The organism is Micromonospora sp. DT46 (genome assembly GCF_049841735.1).
GTDB lineage: Bacteria > Actinomycetota > Actinomycetes > Mycobacteriales > Micromonosporaceae > Micromonospora > Micromonospora reichwaldensis.
Genome location: NZ_JBNCKW010000001.1, coordinates 96,733 through 116,966, shown reverse-complemented (window position 1 = coordinate 116,966; position 20,234 = coordinate 96,733). Strand labels below are relative to the sequence as shown.

Genomic DNA, 20,234 nt, shown 5'->3' with positions numbered 1-20,234 from the left:
CTCCTCGCCGTCTCAGCTCGTGCCTCGGCTCGCGTCGATGCTCAGCCAGCGCCGGCTGCGCCCGCCCGGCTCGTAGACCGAGTCCAGGCGCTTCGCCACCACCCCGGGCAGCCCCTGCTCCCGCCCGGTCCGCAGCGCCTCCCGGCCGGCACCGGGGAACCACGGCGGAGTCTGCCAGTGCGGGCCGGCGAGCGCCAGGCCGTCGAGCAGCTCCCGGCGCTGCGCGTACGGCAGGTCGAGGCTGGTCACGCCCTCCATCCAGAGCAGATCGAAGATCAGGTACTGGGCGTCGGGGGTCCGGCGTCCGCCGCGCGCCGGCCGCACCCGGCCGGCCCGGTCGATCCGCACCAGGACGCCGTCCAGCACGGCCTCCGTGGGCGCCAGCTCCTCGGCCAGCTCCCGCAGCCAGGGGTACGTCCCGGAGACGTCCTCGTCGTCCTCCGCGAGCAGCCGCAGCCGCCCACCCGAGACGTACGCGACGGCGCGTACCCCGTCCCAGCGCAGCTCGTAGCCCCACTCCGGCTCGTCCGCCGGCAGCTTCGCCGCCCGGGTGGGGTGCATCGGACGGACCAGCTCCGGCATGCTCGTCCAGCCCTCGGGCGGCGGGTCGGTGCGCCGGACCATCCAGTCCCGCCCGCCCCTGCCGCCGGTGGCGAAGAGGACGTACCGCCCGGAGGTGCGCTCGCCGTCCAGCACGACGATCACCTCGTCGTCGCGCCACTTCTCGCAGTGGTAGGTGCCCTGGTCGTGGACGGTCATCCGGCCGCCGCCGTATTCGCCGGCCGGGATCTCGCCGTGGAAGTCGAGGTATTCCATCGGGTGGTCCTCGGTGTGCACGGCGAGGTGGTTGCGGCCGGTGTCGCGGGGCAGCCCGCGCGGCACCGCCCAGGAGGCCAGCACCCCCTCGTGCTCCAGGCGCAGGTCCCAGTGCAGGCTCCGGGCGTGGTGCTGCTGGATCACGAACCGGGCCGTGCCGTCGGCGGGCCGCTTCCTCCCCGGGGGCCGCTTCGGCACCGGCTCCGGGGTGCGCGCCGCGTCCCGTCTGCGCCGGTACTCCTCCAGCGGGTCAGCCACATCCGCATTCTCCGGCAATCCGCGCCGACCCGCCGGCCGCCCGGGTGTCCGGTTGCCCGGGCATGTCGTGGGTCATCACGGGTAGACCGCGGCATGGACCACGAGGACCAGCCCACTGTTGCGCTCCCGGGCGAGGGGCGGATGCCCCTGCTCGGCTTCGGCACCTGGCAGGCCACCGGCCAGGCCGGGTACGACGCGGTGCTCGCCGCGCTCGACGCCGGCTACCGCCACGTCGACACCGCCACGATGTACGGCAACGAGGAGGAGGTCGGCCGGGCGGTCCAGGAGAGCGGGCTGCGCCGCGAGGACGTCTTCGTCACCACCAAGCTGCCGCCGGACCGGGTCGGACGGGAGCGGGAGACGCTCGAGGCCAGCCTGACCGCGCTCGGCACCGACCACGTCGACCTGTGGCTGATCCACTGGCCGCCGGAGAACCCGGCGGACAACATCCCCGTCTGGCGCGAGCTGCTCGCTGCCCGGGACGAGGGGCTCGCGCGCGCGGTGGGGGTGAGCAACTACGGCACCGGCCAGCTCGACGAGCTGATCCAGGCGACCGAGGAGAACCCGGCCGTCAACCAGATCCGGTGGAGCCCCTCGTTGTACGACCGGCAACGGCACAAGGAGCACCGGGACCGGGGAGTGGTGCTGGAGGGTTACAGCCCGTTCAAGACCAGCGACCTCGCCCACCCGGTGCTGACCCGCATCGCCGCCGCGCACGACGTCTCCCCGGCCCAGGTGGTGCTCCGCTGGCACGTCGACCACGAGATCGTGGTCATCCCCAAGTCGGTGACCCCGGAGCGGATCCGCGTCAACGCCGACATCTTCCACTTCTCGCTGACCGCCGAGGAGATGCGCGACATCGACGCCCTCGGCAACCCCTGACGAACCCCTTCCGGCATTCGGAGCGGGGCCCGGTCCGGGGTCCGCCGTTGCCAATTTCCTTCAGCCTGAATAGGGGCGATGAAGGGTATCGACATAGATGCTCGTGACGATATACCGTGCGCGTCACCAGTTCATCGATGAGTCGGAACCCCTCCGCCCTTGTCTGAAGGAGCGCCATGAACGCGTCACGACCCGCCCGCCTCCCCCGACGCGGGGTGCTGGGCATGTCGGCCCTGGTGGCCACCGCGGTGGCCGTAGCCGCCAAGCCCGCCACGGCGAGCGCCGCGCCGCTCGCCGCGCCGAAGGCCGAGTGCCTCGCCGACCTGCTCGGGGAGTCCTGATGGCCACCATTCCCTGGCTGGTGGACGTCCTGCGGGGAGCGGGCGTCCAGGTCGTCGTCGAGGGCGACTGGCTCAACCGCATGCGCGCGGGCTCGTTCGACCCGATCGGCGTGCTCTGGCACCACACCGCCGCCACCTCCAGCGCCAGCAACCCGCACCCGGCGCTCAACGTCTGCATCAACGGCCGCTCCGACCTGCCCGGCCCGCTCTGCCAGGCCCTCGTCGACTACCACGGTGTCTTCCACGTCATCTCCGCCGGGCGCTGCAACCACGCGGGCGTCAGCCGGGGCAGCGGGCCGATCCCCGCCGGCGACGGCAACACCCTGATGATCGGGTGGGAGATCGACTACAACGGCGTGAACCAGGAGATGACGGCGGCGCAGTACAACGCGTCGATCGCCGCCACGGCCGCCGTGCTCAAGCGGCTGGGCAAGGACGCCAGCTACGCCCGGGGCCACCGCGAGACGAGCACCAGCGGCAAGATCGACCCGTCCTTCATCGACCTGAACACGATGCGCGCCGACGTCGCCGCGAAGATGGCGGGCGGCGGCAACACCTGGAGTTCCGTGGTGGACAACTCCACCGCCGGACGCTTCACCGCCAGCGCCAGCTGGGGCACCTCGGCGTACTCGGCCCAGCGCTACGGGACCGACTACCGCTTCGCCCAGCCCGTCGCCGCCAGCGACGCCGCCTGGTACAAGTTCAACGTCCCGGCGACCGCGAACTACCGGGTCGACGCCTGGTGGCCGGCGGTCTCCGGCTACAACACGGCGACGCCGTACATCGTGGCCACCACCACCGGCAACCGGACGGTCATCGTCAACCAGGCGGCGACCGGCGGGCAGTGGCGCTCCCTCGGCACGTTCACGCTGCCGGCCGGGGACGCCAACCGGGTCGCGGTCAGCCGGTGGAGCTCCGCCGCCGGCCTCGTCATCGCCGACGCCGTCCGGCTCACCCGGGTCTGACGGGCCGACCACCCCTCGCGTACGGCGGCTCCCGGGGGACGGGGAGCCGCCGTACGCACGTCTTGATGAGGGGGCGAGGTGCCGAGGGGCGGTCGCCCTCCGGCCCGGGTCGCGTGGGCGTGGCCGACGGCGATCACCGTAGCTTCCACGGTGGCCGGTGCCGTCCGCCTCACTTCGGCTCCGACCTGTCGGTTCGTCGTTCTCCGCGGCCCGCGGGAGTGCGACCGTGCCATGGTCGCGGTGCCATTCCGGGGACCGTGGCGCACCCTGTCGTGGGGGATTCCGGCAGCTGTTCCGGTGTGAGTGGACGGGGCGGGGAGAAGTGTCCCGAGCGACAGCCGGGGATTGCGCCGAGAATCGCCTCCCGGCGAGTACGAGCAGGGCTCCAAGCGGCTCACCCGTCAGCGGCTGGACCGCGAGTCTGCCCCGATCGTCGACATCGACGCCCGCTACACCTACGACGCGTCCGGCAACATCCAGCGGATCGTGAACAACCCGTCCGGTACGCAGGACACGCAGTGCTTCACCTACGACTACCTGCGCCGCGTGGACCGGGCGTGGACGTCGGCGAGCACCGCGACCGACCCCTGCGCCGGCGGCCCCTCGGTGACCGGCGTGGGCGGCCTCGCGCCGTACTACCACGCCTACCCCTACCCCGCCGCCGGCCAGGCGCAGCCGCACACGCTGAGCCAGATGACGGAGTCGACCCCGGCGGGTGACCGGCTGTACTCCTACCAGTACGACGCGGCCGGCAACACCACGAAGCGGACGAGGACCGGCGAGGACCAGACCCTGGTCTGGGACGCGGAGGGCAACCTCGAATCGGTAACCGACGCCGCCGGCAAGAAGACCAGTTTCACGTACGACGTCGACGGCTCCCGGATACTGCGCAAGGAGCCGAACGCCACCACCCTCTACCTGCCGGGCATGGAGATCCGGCTGAACCATCAGACCCGGGTCACCGACGCGACCCGCTACTACGGCCTGCCGGGTGGCGGGACGCTGGTCCGCAAGACCGACGGCATCCGGTACGTGGCGAGCGACCACCACGGCACCGGCCAGGCGACCGTCGACGGGGCCGGCGCGATCACGCACCGGCGGACCACCCCGTTCGGGGAGAGCCGGGGAACGGCACCGGCGCCGGGTCAATGGCCGACGGAGAAGGGCTTCGTCAACGGGAACATCGACTCGACGACGGGCCTGGTGAACATCGGCGCTCGCGAGTACGACACGATCGCCGGCCGGTTCATCTCGGTCGACCCGATCATCGAGTCAACGACCCGCAGCAGATGAACGGGTACGCGTACGCCAACAACAACCCGATCTCGTACTCGGACCCCGACGGGCTGAAGGCGTGCTCCGACGACGTCTGCGGCCCGGGCGCCGACTACGAGGACATGTACGGCAACTACCACAAGGTCAAGGGCCACAACGACGGCTGCGGTGGTTGCTCGGGCGCGTACGACCCGGACGAGCCGACGAAGAACGTGCACAACAACCCGCGGGCGTCGGCCGAGGAGCGGGCCGCGGCGGCACGGGCGGCGGCGGAGAAGGAGCGGCAGCGCCGCATCGCCGAGGCCAAGGCGAGGATGCTCAACATCGCCAAGGCCCTGGGGAAGATCGCGATGGAGGAGCTGGGCATCACCGATGCCCTGGACTGCTTCCTCAAGGGCGACATGGACGGCTGCATAGCCACGGCGGTCAACGTGGTGTCGTCGGCCTTCGGTGGTGCGCTCGGCAAGCTGGCCGCCAGGTACGGCGCGCCATGGAAGTGGGAGAAGGCCGCCGCGCTGGCCAGCCGCGTCAAGGGCCTGCTCGTCGATCTGGTCGACAAGGCGAAGGCATTCATCAAGTGCAAGAACAGCTTCGTGCCGGGCACGTTGGTGGTGATGGCCGACGGGTCGCGCAAGCCGATCGAGGACGTCAAGACCGGTGACGTCGTGCTGGTGACCGATCCGGTGACCGGCAAGACGACGACCAAACCGGTGGTGGCGACCATCATCGGCCAGGGCACCAAGCACCTGGTCGAGGTCACCATCGACCCCGACGGCGACGAGGGCGACGCCACCGGAACTGTCGTCGCCACTGGTAACCACCCGTTCTGGGTGCCCGAACTCCGTGAGTGGGTTGAGGCCGCCGATCTGAAGGCTGGTCAGTGGCTGCGCACCTCGGCCGGTACCCACGTGCAGATCAGCGCGACCCGGCAGTGGACGGAGCCGGCACAGGTCCACAACCTGACTGTCGACGACATCCACACGTACTATGTGCTCGCTGGTGAGAAGTCGCTCCTTGTGCACAACTCGTCTTGTGCGGTGCACGGAGGCCCCACTGGCCTGCCGAGTGGTGACCTGCGTGACCGCAGCAGTGCACCTGTCCGGACGGGGCGCCCGGAACTGATGGGGCGCCGGGGCTTGACGAGGGCGCTCCCGAGGAGGCAAACCGGCGCATCACCTTCGCGGATGAGTTGCGCACGCAAGAAACCACCCGTACCTCGATCGCCCGCGGTATCAACGCCGAGATGAATGCGATCAAAAACGTCAAGGGTCAAACGGCTCCAGTGGGCGGAGCTATTATTCTCGTGCTCGGCGTCTGGGCCAAGTGGAAAAACAGGGGTCGCTAGGTGGCGTCGACATCGAGTACCATGACCCGGTCGTCGATCGAACGAGGATGTCGTGGGTAGGTCGATCTGGCTGATGCTCGCTGTGCTCCTGTGCGGAGGGGCGTTGGCGGGAGGTCTACTACTTCTCAGACGAAGGCGCAGAGTCCGCGTCGAGGACGATCCTGAAGCTCGTAGGGAGGCTGCTCGACGTGCCATACGACAGATGTCGAGCGAGCGTCGTGGCAAAAAGGGCACCATTCGCGGCAAGGGTGGTGGCGGTAACGAGCGCACAGCACAGGATGCATCTTCGGGTACGGACTTCTCGGGAGGAATCTGATTCCGGTCCGTCGTGCGGGGCGCCCGAGTGGTGTTCCCGCCAAAGAGCTGACCGAATAGCACCTGTCTGAGTGCCTTGAATAATTAGATAAGCGGCAAGTGAAAGAGGGAGACGTGGCCGAGTCCACGTCTCCCTCTTTCTTTTCGAAAGCCCGCCGGGTTGGCCCGGACGGATAGACGCTAGAGATCACCCCACGGGTGCTGCTCGTGGGCGGGAGGGGTGGGCGTGCCGTCAGAGGGTTGGGAGTGGCTCAAGGATCAGCCTCCGAAGTGGGAGGCTCCCGACGATCTGCATGCTCCGACTGTCTCACCTGCGCTGAACCTCGGTGTCCAGGTGATCGGCAGCAACATCGCCGGTAACGACATCGTGGAGGTCGCGGCGGAGTTCCTCGCGGCGGAGGCCCGGCTCGAGTTGTGGATGGGCCGCCTTGATCCGCCCCTGCCGCTACGTCGGCGGTTCGAGGTGGGGCGGGAGACCGGCGAGGCCGTCCGGACCACGTACGAGGCGTGGATCGACTTCCAGAAGGCGCACCGGGCGGCGGGCGGACGGGTGGCGATGGTCGGCCGGGAGAGATCGAGGCTGATCGCGGCCTTCCGGGAGGCGACCGCCGTGCTGAAACGTGCGGTGGACCGGGGAACGGGCGAGGGGGCGTGACCGGCGGCCGGTCACGCCCTCTCGATCACGCTGTCAGGACCGGGAGCAGGCCACGCCGTTGAGGGTGAAGCTGGTCGGCGAGGAGTACGCGCCGCTCAGCGTGCCCTGGTAGCCGAAGCTGGCCGTGCCGCCCGGGGCGAGCGAACCGTTCCAGCTGATGTTCCGCGCGGTCACCGCCGAACCGCTCTGGCTCACCGTGGCGTTCCACGAGCTGGTGATCTGCTGCCCGGCGGGCAGGTTGTAGGCCAGCGTCCAGCCGTTGATCGGGCTCGACCCGGTGTTGGTGATCTGCACGTCGGCGGTGAAGCCGTTGCTCCACGAGTTCGGCGTGTACTTCACCGCGCACCCGGCGCCGCCCGGCGGGGGAGTGCTCGGCGGGGGCGTGGTGGGCGGCGCGGTCGTGGGCGGCGGGTTGCCGCCACCGTTGACCGCCGCCGAGAACGAGGTCACCGCGAGGCCGGCGCCGCCCTGCCACGGCTCGAAGCCGGCCTGGATGCTGGTCAGGTACCAGGAGTTGGTGATCGCGCCCCGGTTGCGGGTGTCGTTGATGAACGCCAGCAGGTTGAGGTTCGCGCTGCTGATCGCCGACGGCGCCAGGTAGGAGATGACGTTGTTGGAGCCGTTGCTGCCGCGCCAGACCTCCCAGCTCCGCCCGTCGATGGTGGCGGTGCCGACCGGGGAGCCGATGGGCTGGATCGGCCCCTGCCGGTTGAGCCAGATCATGATCTCCATCTGGTTCACCCCGTCGCGCTTCGGCGACGGGTCCAGCCAGATGTCGTACGAGGCGTTGTAGATCGCGTTGCTGACGTACCGGTAGGCGATGTTGCTGGTGGCGCTGCTGATCTGGCTGACCTGGATCGGCAGGTTGGTGCCCGGGGAGCAGTTGGTGTAGTGGCAGCCGAGGAAGATCGACGGGTACGCGGTCGGCGCGCCGTTGGTCGGGTTGCTGCCGTTCTGGGTGGTGATCTCGAAGCCGCTGCTGGTGACGTTGATGCACTGCTGGGCGGTGGTGCCCCAGCGGTTGTTCTGCACCACGTAGCGGCCCTGGACGGTGGTGGAGCCGTACTGCTCGCAGATCTGCGTGTCGGCGCTGGCGGTGCCGCCGAGGGCCACGGCGACGATCGAGCCGGCGGCGAGCAGCGCGGCTGCCGCGAGGGCCCGGAGTGGACGTTTCATGATGCTCCTTCGGCTTCGGCGCGGAACGCCGGACGGAGTCGGTCGGCGGGCGCGGGAGCGCTCCCACAACCCTTCGACACATTTACATCTCTGAAACCGCAGCGCAACGGGCCTGGGGTATTGGAGAGGTAAGTGAGGTTTGTCACGCCCGAGTCGCTCGGCGGCAGGTCGTCCTCCGAAGCGGGCGCGGCGGGCGCCGAGGAGTGTTTCGCCTGGGACGATTGACTCTGGTGTGTGCCGATTGCGCCGAGTAGTGTCTTGCCTCCAACGCGTGCCGAACCCCTCCGGAGGCGTACACCACCATGGGTGGCTCTCCCCTGCGCATCCTCGTCGTCGGCGCGGGCATCGCCGGCCTGGCCGTGGCCCGGGCGCTGCGGATGGCGGGCTTCCGCCCCGACGTCACCGAGAGGCTGCCCCCGGGCGAGAACGCCGAGACCGGTCTCTACCTACCCGGCAACGCGGCCCGGGCGCTGTGCCGCCTCGACCTCGACGGGCCCGTACGCCCGCTCGGGCACGTCATCCACCGGCAGCGGTTCCTCGACGCGGCCGGGGCGCCGCTGTGCGAGGTGGATCTCGACGCGCTCTGGTCCGGGGTCGGCGAGTGCCGGGCGCTGCCCCGGACGGAACTGCACCGGGTGCTGCTCACCGGCGCTGGCGGCGCCGTGCGGCACGGCACCGAGGTGCGCGCCGTCGACCTGCTGCCGCACTCCGTCGGCGTCACCTTCGTCGACGGCACCGCCGCCGAGTACGACCTCGTGGTCGGCGCCGACGGGCCGCGCTCCTCGATCCGGGCCCTGGCCGCGCTCGGCGGTCCGCCCCGACCCGCCGGCCAGGTCGTCTACCGCAGCGTGGTGCGCGACGGGCCCCCGGTTGCCGAGTGGACCGCCCTGCTCGGCCAGCGCGCCGGCTTCCTGGTCGTGCCGATCGGCGCCGGACGGCTGCACTGCTACGCCGACGAGGCCGGCACCGTCGCGCCGGCCGACCCGACGGCCCGGCTGCGCGAGCTCTTCGGCGACTACGGCGGACCGGTGCCCGCCGTGCTGGAGGCGCTGGACCGGGTGCACGTCGCGGTCACCGAGGAGGTGGAGCTGGGCTGCTGGTCCCGGGGACGGGTGCTGCTCGTCGGGGACGCCGCGCACGCCACCGCACCGACGCTGTCCCAGGGCGCCGCGATGGCGCTGGAGGACGCCGTGGTGCTCGCCGACTCCCTCCACGCGACCGGAGGCGACGTCGAGGCGGCCCTGGCGGCGTACGAGAGTCGTCGTCGCCCGCGTACGCGATGGGTGCGGGACCGGACCCGGGACCGCAACCGGACCCGGGACGTGCCGCCGGCGCTGCGTGACCCGCTGCTGCGCGGGCGCGGCGAACGGATCTTCGGCGAGCACTACCGGCTGCTGCTCGGCCCGCTGTAGCGGCCGGCGGCCGAGGGCCCGGTGCGCCGGGGCCGTGCAGGCTACCCGACCACCCCACGCGGCGTAGCCACCTGCCGGGGACTATCCTCCTTGCGGATGACGGCCCGCAGATAACCAGCGCGTGCCGAGCGGGACAACCCAGAACCGGAGGCCACTCGTGACCACCGTCGCACCCAAGCCGGTCGTGACCCGGCCCTGGCCGGTCCGAGCGCCGGTCAAGGGGTCGGCCATCGCGCGGCTGCTGCGTACCACGGACGCGAAGCAGATCGGGATCATGTACATGGTCACCGCGTTCGCGTTCTTCATGATCGGTGGCCTGATGGCCCTGATCATGCGGGCCGAGCTGGCCCGACCCGGGCTGCAGTTCCTGTCGCCCGAGCAGTACAACCAGCTGTTCACCATGCACGGCACGATCATGCTGCTGTTCTTCGCGACGCCGATCGTGTTCGCCTTCGCGAACTACGTGGTGCCGCTGCAGATCGGCGCGCCCGACGTGGCGTTCCCCCGGCTGAACAGCTTCGCCTACTGGCTGTTCCTCTTCGGCGGCACGATGACCATGGTCGGCTTCCTCACCCCGGGTGGCGCGGCCGACTTCGGCTGGACCGCGTACGCGCCGCTGAGCTCCGTCGAGCACTCGCCCGGCGTGGGCGCGAACCTGTGGGTCGTCGGCCTGGTCATCTCGGGTCTGGGCTCGATCCTCGGCGCGGTCAACGTGATCACCACGATCCTGACCCTGCGCGCGCCCGGCATGACGATGTTCCGGATGCCGATCTTCACCTGGAACATCCTGGTCACCGGTCTCCTGGTGATCCTGGTCTTCCCGCTGCTGGCCGCCGCGCTGATGGCGCTCGCCGCCGACCGGCTCCTGGGCGCCCACGTCTACGACCCCGCGACCGGCGGGCCGATGCTCTACCAGCACCTCTTCTGGTTCTTCGGCCACCCCGAGGTGTACATCATCGCGCTGCCGTTCTTCGGCATCATCTCCGAGATCATCCCGGTCTTCTCCCGTAAGCCGATCTTCGGCTACAAGGGCCTGGTCGCCGCGACCATCGCCATCGCCGGCCTGTCGATGAGCGTCTGGGCGCACCACATGTTCTCCACCGGCCAGGTGCTGCTGCCGTTCTTCAGCTTCCTGAGCTACCTGATCGCCGTGCCGACCGGTATGAAGTTCTTCAACTGGATCGGCACCATGTGGCGCGGCCAGATCAGCTTCGAGACGCCGATGCTCTTCTCGATCGGCTTCCTGGTCACCTTCCTCTTCGGTGGTCTCACCGGCGTGCTGCTGGCCAGCCCGCCGATCGACTTCCACCTGCACGACTCGTACTTCGTGGTGGCCCACTTCCACTACGTGCTCTTCGGCACGATCGTGTTCGCCGTCTTCGCCGGCATCTACTTCTGGTTCCCGAAGATGTTCGGCCGGATGCTCGACGAGCGGCTGGGCAAGGTGCACTTCTGGCTGACCATGATCGGCTTCCACACCACGTTCCTGGTGCAGCACTGGCTGGGCAACGAGGGCATGCCGCGCCGGTACGCCGACTACCTGCCCGGCGACGGCTTCACCACGCTGAACATGGTCTCCACCATCGGCGCGTTCATCACCGGCATCTCGACCCTGCCGTTCATCTGGAACTGCTGGAAGTCGTACAAGGCCGGCCCGGTGGTCGAGGTCGACGACCCGTGGGGTCACGGCAACTCGCTGGAGTGGGCGACCAGCTCCCCGCCCCCGCTGCGGAACTTCGACCGGATGCCGCGGATCCGCTCCGAGCGGCCGGCGTTCGACCTCAAGTTCCCCGAGCTGGCGGCCGGCGGCCAGAGCCTGGCCGGCCCGCCGGAGGGCGGCGCCAAGCCGCTGACCAGCGAGTCCGACGGCGGCGCCAGCTACCGCGAGGACACCGCGAGCGACGCCGACCGGCGCTGACGCTCCGCACCACGTACGACGGGCGCCACCCCACCCGGGGCGGCGCCCGTCGGCGTTGCGAGGGGTACGCGCCCCGTGGCGGGCGCGGCGCTGACGACTCGGACGGGTCGCCCTGACCCCTCCGCTGCCGCCCACCCCGGCGGCCCCGCCCAGCGCCACAGCCTGAGCGCGGGCCTCCTGATCAGTTGATGGAGAACCGGGCCACACGGCGCATGGACACCGGCTGGGCATCAACCGATCTTGTCGCCTGCCCGGTGCCCCGCCGGACTGCCGGGACCGGCCCAGGGCCGCTCAGCCAGGGCCGTCGGGCCGGGGGCGCCGGGTCAGGTGGCGGGGGTCGGGACGAGTTCGGGGGTGGGCGCGAGGGTGGCGGCGGTGCGGCGGCGGCGCAGCTCGATCGGGAGCACGGCCAGCGCCACCAGCGCCCCGACCGCGCCGGTGACCGCGAAGCCCCAGGCCGGTGCGGAGGCGTCGATGACGGCGCCCGCGAGGGGTGCGCCGATCGCCATGCCGATCGTGACCGCCGAGCCGTGCAGGCCCATCGCCTCGCCGCGTACGGAGGCGGGGACCAGCCGGCTGACCGCGTCCGAGGTGGCCGCGATGGTCGGCGCGCAGAGCGCCCCGGCGGGGATCAGCGCCAGGCAGAGCAGCCACCAGTGCGCCCCGCCCAGCCCGACCGGGATGGTGCAGAGGCTGAGGGCGGCCATCAGGACCAGCGGCGGGAAGGAGCGGGTGACCGCCCCGTACGCGAAGCCGCCGACCAGCGACGCGACCGCCCAGACGGCGAGGACGACGCCCGTCCACCCGACGTCGCCGTTCTCCCGCAGCACGGCGACCACCGCCACGTCGGTGCCGCCGAGCACCAGCATGCCGGCGGCGCTGACCGCCAGCACGGCGAGCAGGCGCGGGGTGAGCCACGACCGGCGGGGCACCCGCGGCTGCGGGCCGGCCGGCTCGCCGCCGCCGCGGATGGGCGGGTTCAGCACCCAGAACGCGATGCCGGCGGCGACGATGCCGGCGCCCACCAGGTGGAGCGTGGTGCGCGGGGAGATCGCGGTGGCCGCCGCAACGGCCAGCGCGGGGCCGACCATGAACGACAGTTCCACCGACATCGAGTCCAGCGCGTACGCGGGGCGGCGCCGCTCCGGCGGCACCATCGCGGCGATGGACTGCCGGATCACCGAGAAGATCGGCAGGGCGAGCGAGCCGGCCAGGAACGCGGCGGGCAGCAGCACCGGGTACGGAAGCATCGGTGCGGTGGACCAGAAGACCGCCTCGGCGATCCCGGTCAGCACGAGCACCGGCCGCAGGCCGCGCCGGTCGACCAGGCGGCCGAGCAGCGGGCCGCCGATCGCGGCTCCCACGGTGATCGCCGCGCCGACGAGCCCGGCCGCTCCGTAGCCGCGCCCGAGGTCGAGCACGACGTAGAACGTCAGGGTCACCCCGGTGGCGGTGAGCGGGACGCGGGCGAGCACCGACACCAGCAGCAACGACCGGAGACCGGGCAGGGCGAGCGCCTCCCGGTAAGGCTTCAGGTTCATGTCGGTGCGTACCTCCGCCGGACATCCTCGGCCGGAGGTACGACACCCGCCAACGAATTACGGCCTCATGCGGCCCTGATCACAGGCTCCCCGCGCAGGGTCACCCCGGCGCCGTCCATCGCCCGCAGCGCGACGTCCGTGGTGGGCGGGGCGACGGCGGCGGTGAGGTCCAGCAGGACGGTGGTGGCGAAGCCCTCCCGGGCGGCGTCCAGGGCGGTTGCCCGTACGCAGTGGTCGGTGGCGATCCCCACCACGTCGACCCGGTCCACGCCACGCTGGCGCAGCCAGTCGGCCAGGCTCTCGCCGCCCTCGGCGTGCCCCTCGAAGCCGGAGTACGCGGCCGCGTACTCGCCCTTGTGGAAGATCGCCTCGATCCGGTCGGTGGCCAGGTCGGGGTGGAACTCCGCGCCCGGGGTGCCCACCACGCAGTGCCGCGGCCAGCACTCCACGAAGTCCGGCGGGTCGCCGAAGTGGGCGCCCGGGTCGACGTGGTGGTCCTTCGTCGCGACGACGTGGTCCCAGCGGTCCGGCTCGGCGGCGAGGAGCCGGGTGATCCCGGCCGCCACGCCGGCCCCGCCGCCCACGGCCAGCGAGCCGCCCTCGCAGAAGTCGTTCTGCACGTCCACGATGATCAGCGCGTTGCTCACCTGCTGCTCCTTCGTCAGTCGGCCGGGACGACCGTGACCGGGATGGCCGGGTCGCCGGCGGAGAGCTTGAGGCCCTCCCAGGGGATGGAGATCAGGCACTGTCGCAGGTGTTCCCGCGACTCGTCCAGGGTTGGCCGGTCAACCGGTTCGCCGCCGGCCAGGAACGAGTGCTGGAGCAGCCGGTCGTTGGGCCGGGGGTCCGGCACGCCCTGCGGCACGACGATCTCCTCGGTGGCGGTGCCGGTCGGCTTGTGCCGGCGTACGGCCACCTTCCGGCCGCCGATGGTGGCCTTGTGCTCGGAGCGCTTGACCACCGGGCGGCCCTCGACCTCGACGAGCTTGTAGACCAGCCCGGCGGTGGGCGCGCCGGAGCCGGTGACCACGGCGGTGCCTGCGCCGTACATGTCGACAGGCTCGGCGGCGAGCGAGGCGATGGCGTGCTCGTCGAGGTCACCGGAGACGATGATCTTGGTTTCGGTGGCGCCCAGGGAGTCGAGCAGCTCGCGGGACTGCTGCGCGATCACCGCCAGGTCGCCCGAGTCGATCCGCACCGCCCGCAGGTCGGGCCCGGCCACCGCGATCGCGTTGCGGATGCCCTGGCTGATGTCGTACGTGTCGACCAGCAGCGTGGTGTCCTTGCCCAGCGTGGCGACCTGCGAGGCGAACGCGGCCCGCTCGTCGGAGTGCAGCAGGGTGAACGCGTGCGCGGCCGTGCCGGCGGTCGGGATGCCGTAGCGCAGCCCGGCGGCGAGGTTCGAGGTGAACCGGAAACCGGCCAGGTACGCGGCCCGCGCCGCGGCCACCGCCGCCTCCTCGTGCGCGCGCCGGGAGCCCATCTCGATGAGCGTCCGTCCGCGTGCCGCGGTGACCATCCGCGCGGCGGCTGCGGCCACGGCGCTGTCGTGGTTGAGCACGGAGAGGATGAGCGTCTCCAGCACCACGCACTCGGCGAAGCCGCCGGAGACGGTGAGGATCGGCGAGCTGGGGAAGAACAGCTCGCCCTCGGCGTAGCCCTCGATGTCGCCAGTGAAGCGGTAGTCGCGCAGCCAGGCGGCGGCCTGCTCGTCGACCACCCCGGTACGCCGCAGGAAGTCGACCTCGTCGGCGTCGAAGCGGAAGTCGCGGATCAGCTCGATCAGCCGGCCGGTGCCGGCCACCACCCCGTAGCGACGACCTGCGGGCAGCCGGCGGCTGAACACCTCGAAGACGCAGCGGCGGTCGGCGGAGCCGTCGCGGAGGGCGGCACTGACCATGGTCAGCTCGTAGTGGTCGGTCAGCAGCGCGGGGCGAAGGGTGCTCACCGCCCCAGCCTAGGGTTCACCCGCCATCGCCGCCGTCGTGGCCCGGGATCGCCCGCAGGGCGGCCCGCAGCTCGGCCCGGCCGGCGACGCCGAGCTTGCCGTAGATCCGCTGGAGGTGGTTCTCCACCGTGCGGGCCGAGAGGTAGAGCCGCTCGGCGATGACCCGGCTGGTCACCCCGTCGGCGGCGAGCCGGGCCACCTGCCACTCGCGTTCGCTCAGCGCCGGGAGGCCGGCCTGCAACGCCGGGGTACGGACCAGGTCGCAGCGGCCGAGCAGGGCGGCGAGGTGTTCCCGGGCCGCGGCCGTCGCCGGGGACCGCTGCCGGCGCAGCCGGTCCAGGGCGGTGGCGGTGGCCTCCGCCGCGTAGACGGTCAGCTCGAGCGCGTCGAAGCCGTCGGCGACCGCCAGCAGTTCGTCGGCGGAGCCGCCCGCGGTGGCCCGGGCGTGCCGGGCGAGCAGCGGGGGCAGCAGCCCGTCGACCCGCTCGGAGAGCTCGGCGAGCCGCTGCGCGACGGTGCGCCGGCCGCCGTCGGAGCAGGTCGGGCCGAGCGGCGCGGTCGCCTGGCCCAGCCGGACCAGGTCGTGCAGCACGTGCACCTCGTGGCCGGCGAAGCCGTCCGCGCGCAGCCGGTCGGCCAGCCCGCTCAGGTGCTTGACGGCGCCGGACACGTCGCCACCGGCGGCGAGCACCGCGCCCCGGGCCTGCTCCAGCCACGGGTACAGCACGATCATGCCCGGGGCGTGGGTGCGGTCGGCCTCCGCCATCGCCTCGGCCGCCTGCGCGGCGTCGCCCCGCAGCGCCGCCGCCTGGGCCCGCTCGGCCTGGGCCAGTCCCGCGTAGACCCGGCTGGTGGCGAGCACCGCGCAGGCGCCGAGGCTGGTCCGCAGCGCCGCGTCGCTCTGGCCGCGCAGCCGGGCCGCGTACGCCTGGAGGATGGCCAGGTAGCCGGTGCCGAGCCGGAAGTCGCCGGCCCCGGCCAGGTCGGCGAACTCGTCGGCCACGATCGCGTCGATGCCGGCCAGGTCGCCCGCGAGCGCCAGCCGGGTGCCCCGGGCCAGCTCCAGGGCCAGTTGCAGGTACGGCATGTCCGCCCGCCACCGGCCCGCCTCGGCCTGCACCCGGTTGATCGCGGTGGCGCTGCGGTGCAGCTGTCCCTGCGCGGCCTGGAGGTGGGCGATCGTGCTGCGCGCCAGCTCCCGGGCGGCGACGCTCGCGGCCGGCCGGTCCAGCACCGTCTGCCCGAGCCGCAGCGCGATGCCGGTGTCCAGCCGGTGCAGCCGCATGATGCCCTCGAAGGCCAGCACCCGGGCCTGGTCGGCGGAGTCGGTCAGGGTCGACCGGCGGGCGGCGATCTCCTCCACCGTGGACTCCCGGCTCAGCCCCCAGTAGCTGACCATGCCCCGCACGGTCAGCCAGCGGCTCAGCCGCCGGTCGCCCTCGATGTCGGTGGCGACCGCGTCCAGCACCCCGATCGCCTCGTCCGGCCGGTCGGCGAACATCAGGATGGTGGCCAGCAGCTCCGCCGCGTCGAAACCGCCGCCCGCGTCGAGCGCCGCGCGGGCCAGCCGGGTCGCCAGCGGTACGTCGTAGCGGGCGAACGCCTGCCGGGCCGCGTCGAGCAGCAGGGCCGGATCCTGCGCGGTGCCCGAGTCGAGCCGCCACACGGCCACCCGGAGCAGGTCGTCGCGGCGTCGCTTGCCGACCAGCTCCAGCAGCTCGGCGAGGCGGGCCTGCAACCGTCGCGTCCGGCTGACGGGGCAGCGGCGGCGCATCACCTCGCCGTAGAGCGGGTGGGCCAGCCGCACGTTCGCCCGGCGGTCGTCGTGTTCCACGGCGATCAGCCCGCGTTCCTCGGCGGTCTCCACGTCCACCGGGTCGGCGGCCTGGTTGAGCAGGTGCAGGCCGAGCGGTTCACCGAAGGCGACCAGCTCCACCACCCCGCGTACGCCCGAGGTGAGCTGGCCGATCCGCACGTCGATCAGGTCGGTCAGGTTGGGCGCCAGCTCCAGCCGGCCGGTCCACTTCCAGATCCCGTACGTGCGGGTCAGCTCCCCGCGGTCGGCGGCGAACACCAGCTCGCGCAGCAGCAGCGGGTTGCCCTCGGAGAGCCGGCCGAGCCGGTCGGCGGAGGTGGCGTCGACCGGTCCCTCCAGGATCGCGGAGAGCAGCCGTGTGGTCTCGGCCGGCGGCAGCGGCCTCAGCTCGACGTGGTCGACCAGGCCGTCGGTCCACAGGGCGCGGATCGGCAGCGGGAGCTGCTCGCCGTCGCGTGACGTGCCGACGACCGTGGCGTTGTCGGAGCGGGCCACCAGGTGCACCAGCGCCGCCGACGGCGGGTCGAGCAGGTGCGCGTCGTCGACCGCGAGCACGATCCGGCGGCCGGCCGCCTGCTGCTGCAGCACGTCCACCGCCCAACGCAGGATGCCGGCGGGGGAGAGGCCCTGTGGCTGCTCCGTCGGGAGCACCTGGACGAGACCGCCGAAGGGGAGCGCGGCCGTGGTGGCGCTGGCCGCGATCGTCCAGACGGCGTACCCGTCGCGGGGGAGGGCCGCCATCCCCTCGCGCAGCAGGCGGCTCTTGCCGATGCCCGCGTTGCCGCTGAAGAAGATGCCCCGCCGCTCCGCGCCGGTCACCGCCGACAGCAGACGGTTGAGCTCATCCGTTCGGCCGACGAACCCCCACCGACTCATCGGGGCAGCATATCGATCGGAATCCGTCCGCGTGCACATCGTCACGCACCGAAGTTGAGTAGTCTCGTGATTACCTCTGAGTATTCGAAGTGTTCGGTCCCGGGACCTGGCCGCCCGTACTCTTCCGGCATCCGGGTGCCGTCACCGGACGATTCCATGCGGCCGGCCGCTGCCGGTCGCCTGCCACGGGAGGCCGCTTTCGATGAAGCCCGGTCCTCTCCCCGCCGTCGACAGGCCCGACGACATGGCCGGAGCCGAACTGCCCCGTCGGGACCGGCTGCCCGTCCGGCTGGGGGTGACCGAGCCCCGCCCGGAGGAGCCGCTGGCCGTGATCGGCGTCGGCCCGGCCGCCGCGGGGCGGCGCGAGGTGCTCGCCCACCTGCTCCAGCTCGATCCCGCCATGCTCGCCGTGCCCGCCGGCAGTTGGCTCGTGGTGCGCCACTCCCAGGTGCCGACGCGGGCCGCGTACGTGCCCGGCTACCGCCAGCCCCACTCCTACGGCGCCGACCGGCTGGCCGCCGGGCCGGCGCTCGCGCGCCCGCCGCGCCGGGTCGAGCTGAGCCTGCCCGAGCCCCTGCTGCGGCACTTCAGCCTCGTCGACACGCCGGACACGGGTGCCCTCGGGGCGGCCGGCGGCCGGCTGCTGCTCGACGCGGCGGGCCGGTCCGGGGCGGTGCTCTTCGTGATCGCCGCCGACCAGGCCTTCACCGCGGTCGAACTCCACCTGCTCGCCGACCTGGCCCGTGCCGGCGTCGGGGTCGTCTTCGCGGTCACCCCGGGCGCCGGCGGCTGGGCCCCGGTGCCGGAGGGCGCGGCCACGACGGAGGGCACGGGGGCGTCCGTCGGGTCGGCCCCCGCACCGGTGGACCCGGTCGCGGTCACCGTCGAGGCGCACCGGGCGGCCCTGCTGGCCGCCGTGCCCGGGCTCGCCGACGCCCGCTGGTTCCCGATCGACGCCGCGGCTGACGGGGCGGACCTGCGCCGGGCGCTGGTCGGCTGGGCCGCCGACGAGGGGCTGCGACGGGCGAGCGCCGAGCCGCCGGTGCTGCCGGGGTCGCAGGGCCGGGTGCCGGTGGTGGCCGACCCGGGTGGCTGGTCGGAGCAGCTCGACCGGCAGGCCCGGTCCTCCTCCCGGCGCATCCGCCAGCACCTCGCCCTGGAGGTGGCGAACATCCACCTCCGCGTGGTGCAGGAGATCGTCTTCGGGGTCGGTTGCGCCGGCCTGCCGCAGCTGCTCGACCGCGAGATGGAGGCGCTGTCGCTGCTGGCCACCGCCCAGTGCGACGAGGCGGTGCGCGGGCTCGTCGAGGAGGCCGCCGGTCGGGTCTTCGGCGCGCCGCTGCCGGCGGGTGTCCGGCGGCGCCTCGACGCCCCGCTGCGCTGGGGCCTGACGGAGCACCGGGGCGAGCACGAGCTGGACCGCGTGCTGCTCGTCACCAGCACCGGCGGCGTGGCGGGACTGGCCGGGACCGGCGCGACCGACACGCTGGCGAGCTACCCGGGCGTGGCGCGCGTGGAGGTGCTCCCGCCGGTGGCCGTGGCCCTCTCGGGCGGCTGCTGGCAGCACTGGCGCAGCCCCGGCAACCACGACCCCAACGCCGCCCGGGCCTGGGCGCAGCGCGCGCTGCGGGAGGTCGAACTGGAACTGTGCCGGGAGGTGTCCCGGCGGTTCGAGGTGGTCCGCCTCTCGCTGGACGGGGTGCTCTCCGATGCTGTCGACCACGGCATCCTGCTCGCCTGAGGGCGATCTGGTCGCCTGCGGCGTCGGTGCCGGGCGGCCGTCGCCCGCTGCCGCCCACGCCCTTGACCAGGCAGGACGCGGCGATCCGCGCCGGGCCGGCGTTCCGGTTCCTCGGTTCGCCGACTCCGGTGGCACGATGGGGGGCATGGCGGCTCCGCAGGTTGCACCTGTCGAGACGCCGGACACCGATGAGGTGCCGGCGTCCGACCGGCCGTGGGTGACGATCGTGTGGGACGACCCGGTCAACCTCATGACGTACGTGACCTGGGTCTTTCAGAAGCTCTTCGGCTACAGCCGGGAAAAGGCGGAAGAGCTCATGCTCGACGTGCACCACAAGGGCCGCGCCGTGGTCTCCAGCGGCGCCCGGGAGCGGATGGAGCACGACGCGTCGCAGCTGCACGCGTACGGGCTGTGGGCGACGGTGGACCGGTCGTGAGCATGTTCCGTCGCCAGGGCGACCGCTACGTCGTCACCTTCGCCGTCGACGAGGTGCGGGTGCTGCGGAAGGTGGCATCCGAGGTGGTCGGGCTGCTCACCGACGGCTTCGACCACACCGACCCGGTGGTGGGCCGGCTCTTCCCCGAGGTCTACCCGGAGGACCCGTCCGGCACGGCCGAGTTCCGCCGCTACACCGAGGGCGACCTCAAGACCGCCAAGATCGACCAGGCTGGCGCGATCCTCGCGTCGCTGCCCGACGAGGCCGGCGGCGAGGTGCGTCTCGACGCGGAGGCGGCCGAGGCGTGGCTGCGGGCGCTCAACGACGCCCGGCTGGCGATGGGCGTCCGGCTGGAGATCAAGGACGGCACCGATCTCGGCGAGGAGCTCGACGACGCGGTCGCCGAGGACCCGACCTCCAGCCGGGTGTTCCAACTGTCGGTCTACGCGTACCTCGGCTATCTCCAGGAATCCCTGCTCAACGCCTTGATCGACTAGGCGTGACCGGCACCACCTCAA

15 protein-coding genes and 1 pseudogene are annotated in these 20,234 nt (G+C 72.4%); 10 read left to right on the top strand and 6 right to left on the bottom strand.

Annotated elements, in window-relative coordinates; all coding sequences use genetic code 11:
* Positions 1-12: 12 nt before the first annotated feature.
* The gene (locus tag ACLQ20_RS00495; RefSeq protein ID WP_425853854.1) at positions 13-1,074 is read right to left on the bottom strand and encodes a DNA polymerase ligase N-terminal domain-containing protein; all 1,062 of its coding nucleotides are present in this window, start codon (positions 1,072-1,074) and stop codon (positions 13-15) included.
* Between the two features lie 93 nt (positions 1,075-1,167).
* On the opposite strand from ACLQ20_RS00495, the gene ACLQ20_RS00490 reads away from it, so the two are divergent.
* The 5 genes and pseudogenes from ACLQ20_RS00490 (at position 1,168) to ACLQ20_RS00470 (ending at position 6,852) form a co-directional block, all read left to right on the top strand.
* Complete coding sequence (locus ACLQ20_RS00490) at positions 1,168-1,956, top strand: aldo/keto reductase (protein ID WP_151453611.1); 789 nt, start codon at positions 1,168-1,170, stop codon at positions 1,954-1,956.
* 176 nt (positions 1,957-2,132) lie between these two features.
* Positions 2,133-2,297 (top strand): hypothetical protein, encoded by a 165-nt coding sequence (locus ACLQ20_RS00485; protein WP_165947736.1) that lies wholly within the window; start codon positions 2,133-2,135, stop codon positions 2,295-2,297.
* On the top strand, positions 2,297-3,262 hold the full coding sequence (locus tag ACLQ20_RS00480; protein WP_151453612.1) for an N-acetylmuramoyl-L-alanine amidase: 966 nt from the start codon (positions 2,297-2,299) through the stop codon (positions 3,260-3,262). Before ACLQ20_RS00485 ends, ACLQ20_RS00480 begins: the two co-directional genes overlap by 1 nt.
* Before the next feature lie 369 nt (positions 3,263-3,631).
* Positions 3,632-5,553 (top strand): annotated as a pseudogene (locus ACLQ20_RS00475) (polymorphic toxin-type HINT domain-containing protein); the annotation flags it as partial.
* A gap of 978 nt (positions 5,554-6,531) precedes the next feature.
* Complete coding sequence (locus ACLQ20_RS00470) at positions 6,532-6,852, top strand: hypothetical protein (RefSeq protein WP_327030637.1); 321 nt, start codon at positions 6,532-6,534, stop codon at positions 6,850-6,852.
* A gap of 33 nt (positions 6,853-6,885) precedes the next feature.
* Here ACLQ20_RS00470 and ACLQ20_RS00465 read toward each other — a convergent pair whose 3' ends face one another.
* On the bottom strand, positions 6,886-8,028 hold the full coding sequence (locus tag ACLQ20_RS00465; RefSeq protein ID WP_425853853.1) for a GH12 family glycosyl hydrolase domain-containing protein: 1,143 nt from the start codon (positions 8,026-8,028) through the stop codon (positions 6,886-6,888).
* Between the two features lie 302 nt (positions 8,029-8,330).
* On the opposite strand from ACLQ20_RS00465, the gene ACLQ20_RS00460 reads away from it, so the two are divergent.
* Both ACLQ20_RS00460 and ctaD read left to right on the top strand, forming a co-directional pair.
* On the top strand, positions 8,331-9,440 hold the full coding sequence (locus ACLQ20_RS00460; protein ID WP_425853852.1) for an FAD-dependent monooxygenase: 1,110 nt from the start codon (positions 8,331-8,333) through the stop codon (positions 9,438-9,440).
* 157 nt (positions 9,441-9,597) lie between these two features.
* Complete coding sequence (gene ctaD, locus ACLQ20_RS00455; protein ID WP_132233840.1) at positions 9,598-11,358, top strand: aa3-type cytochrome oxidase subunit I; 1,761 nt, start codon at positions 9,598-9,600, stop codon at positions 11,356-11,358.
* A 323-nt stretch (positions 11,359-11,681) separates the two neighbouring features.
* Here ctaD and ACLQ20_RS00450 read toward each other — a convergent pair whose 3' ends face one another.
* From ACLQ20_RS00450 to ACLQ20_RS00435, 4 genes are all read right to left on the bottom strand, one after another.
* Positions 11,682-12,899, bottom strand: a complete 1,218-nt coding sequence (locus ACLQ20_RS00450) for an MFS transporter (protein ID WP_358115869.1) — start codon at positions 12,897-12,899, stop codon at positions 11,682-11,684.
* A 65-nt stretch (positions 12,900-12,964) separates the two neighbouring features.
* Complete coding sequence (locus ACLQ20_RS00445) at positions 12,965-13,546, bottom strand: isochorismatase family protein (protein WP_151453616.1); 582 nt, start codon at positions 13,544-13,546, stop codon at positions 12,965-12,967.
* A 14-nt stretch (positions 13,547-13,560) separates the two neighbouring features.
* The gene (locus ACLQ20_RS00440; RefSeq protein WP_311412452.1) at positions 13,561-14,847 is read right to left on the bottom strand and encodes a nicotinate phosphoribosyltransferase; all 1,287 of its coding nucleotides are present in this window, start codon (positions 14,845-14,847) and stop codon (positions 13,561-13,563) included.
* 16 nt (positions 14,848-14,863) lie between these two features.
* Entirely contained in the window at positions 14,864-17,539 is a 2,676-nt protein-coding gene (locus ACLQ20_RS00435) for a LuxR C-terminal-related transcriptional regulator (RefSeq protein WP_327030643.1), read from the bottom strand.
* A gap of 202 nt (positions 17,540-17,741) precedes the next feature.
* Between ACLQ20_RS00435 and ACLQ20_RS00430 the strand changes: the two genes are divergently transcribed.
* The 3 genes from ACLQ20_RS00430 (at position 17,742) to ACLQ20_RS00420 (ending at position 20,213) form a co-directional block, all read left to right on the top strand.
* Positions 17,742-19,280: a hypothetical protein gene (locus ACLQ20_RS00430; RefSeq protein ID WP_358115876.1), complete on the top strand. Its 1,539-nt coding sequence runs from the start codon at positions 17,742-17,744 to the stop codon at positions 19,278-19,280.
* Between the two features lie 145 nt (positions 19,281-19,425).
* Positions 19,426-19,716, top strand: a complete 291-nt coding sequence (gene clpS / locus ACLQ20_RS00425; RefSeq protein ID WP_101414370.1) for an ATP-dependent Clp protease adapter ClpS — start codon at positions 19,426-19,428, stop codon at positions 19,714-19,716.
* A 2-nt stretch (positions 19,717-19,718) separates the two neighbouring features.
* Positions 19,719-20,213: a DUF2017 domain-containing protein gene (locus ACLQ20_RS00420; protein ID WP_192581321.1), complete on the top strand. Its 495-nt coding sequence runs from the start codon at positions 19,719-19,721 to the stop codon at positions 20,211-20,213.
* The last annotated feature ends 21 nt before the right edge of the window (positions 20,214-20,234 follow it).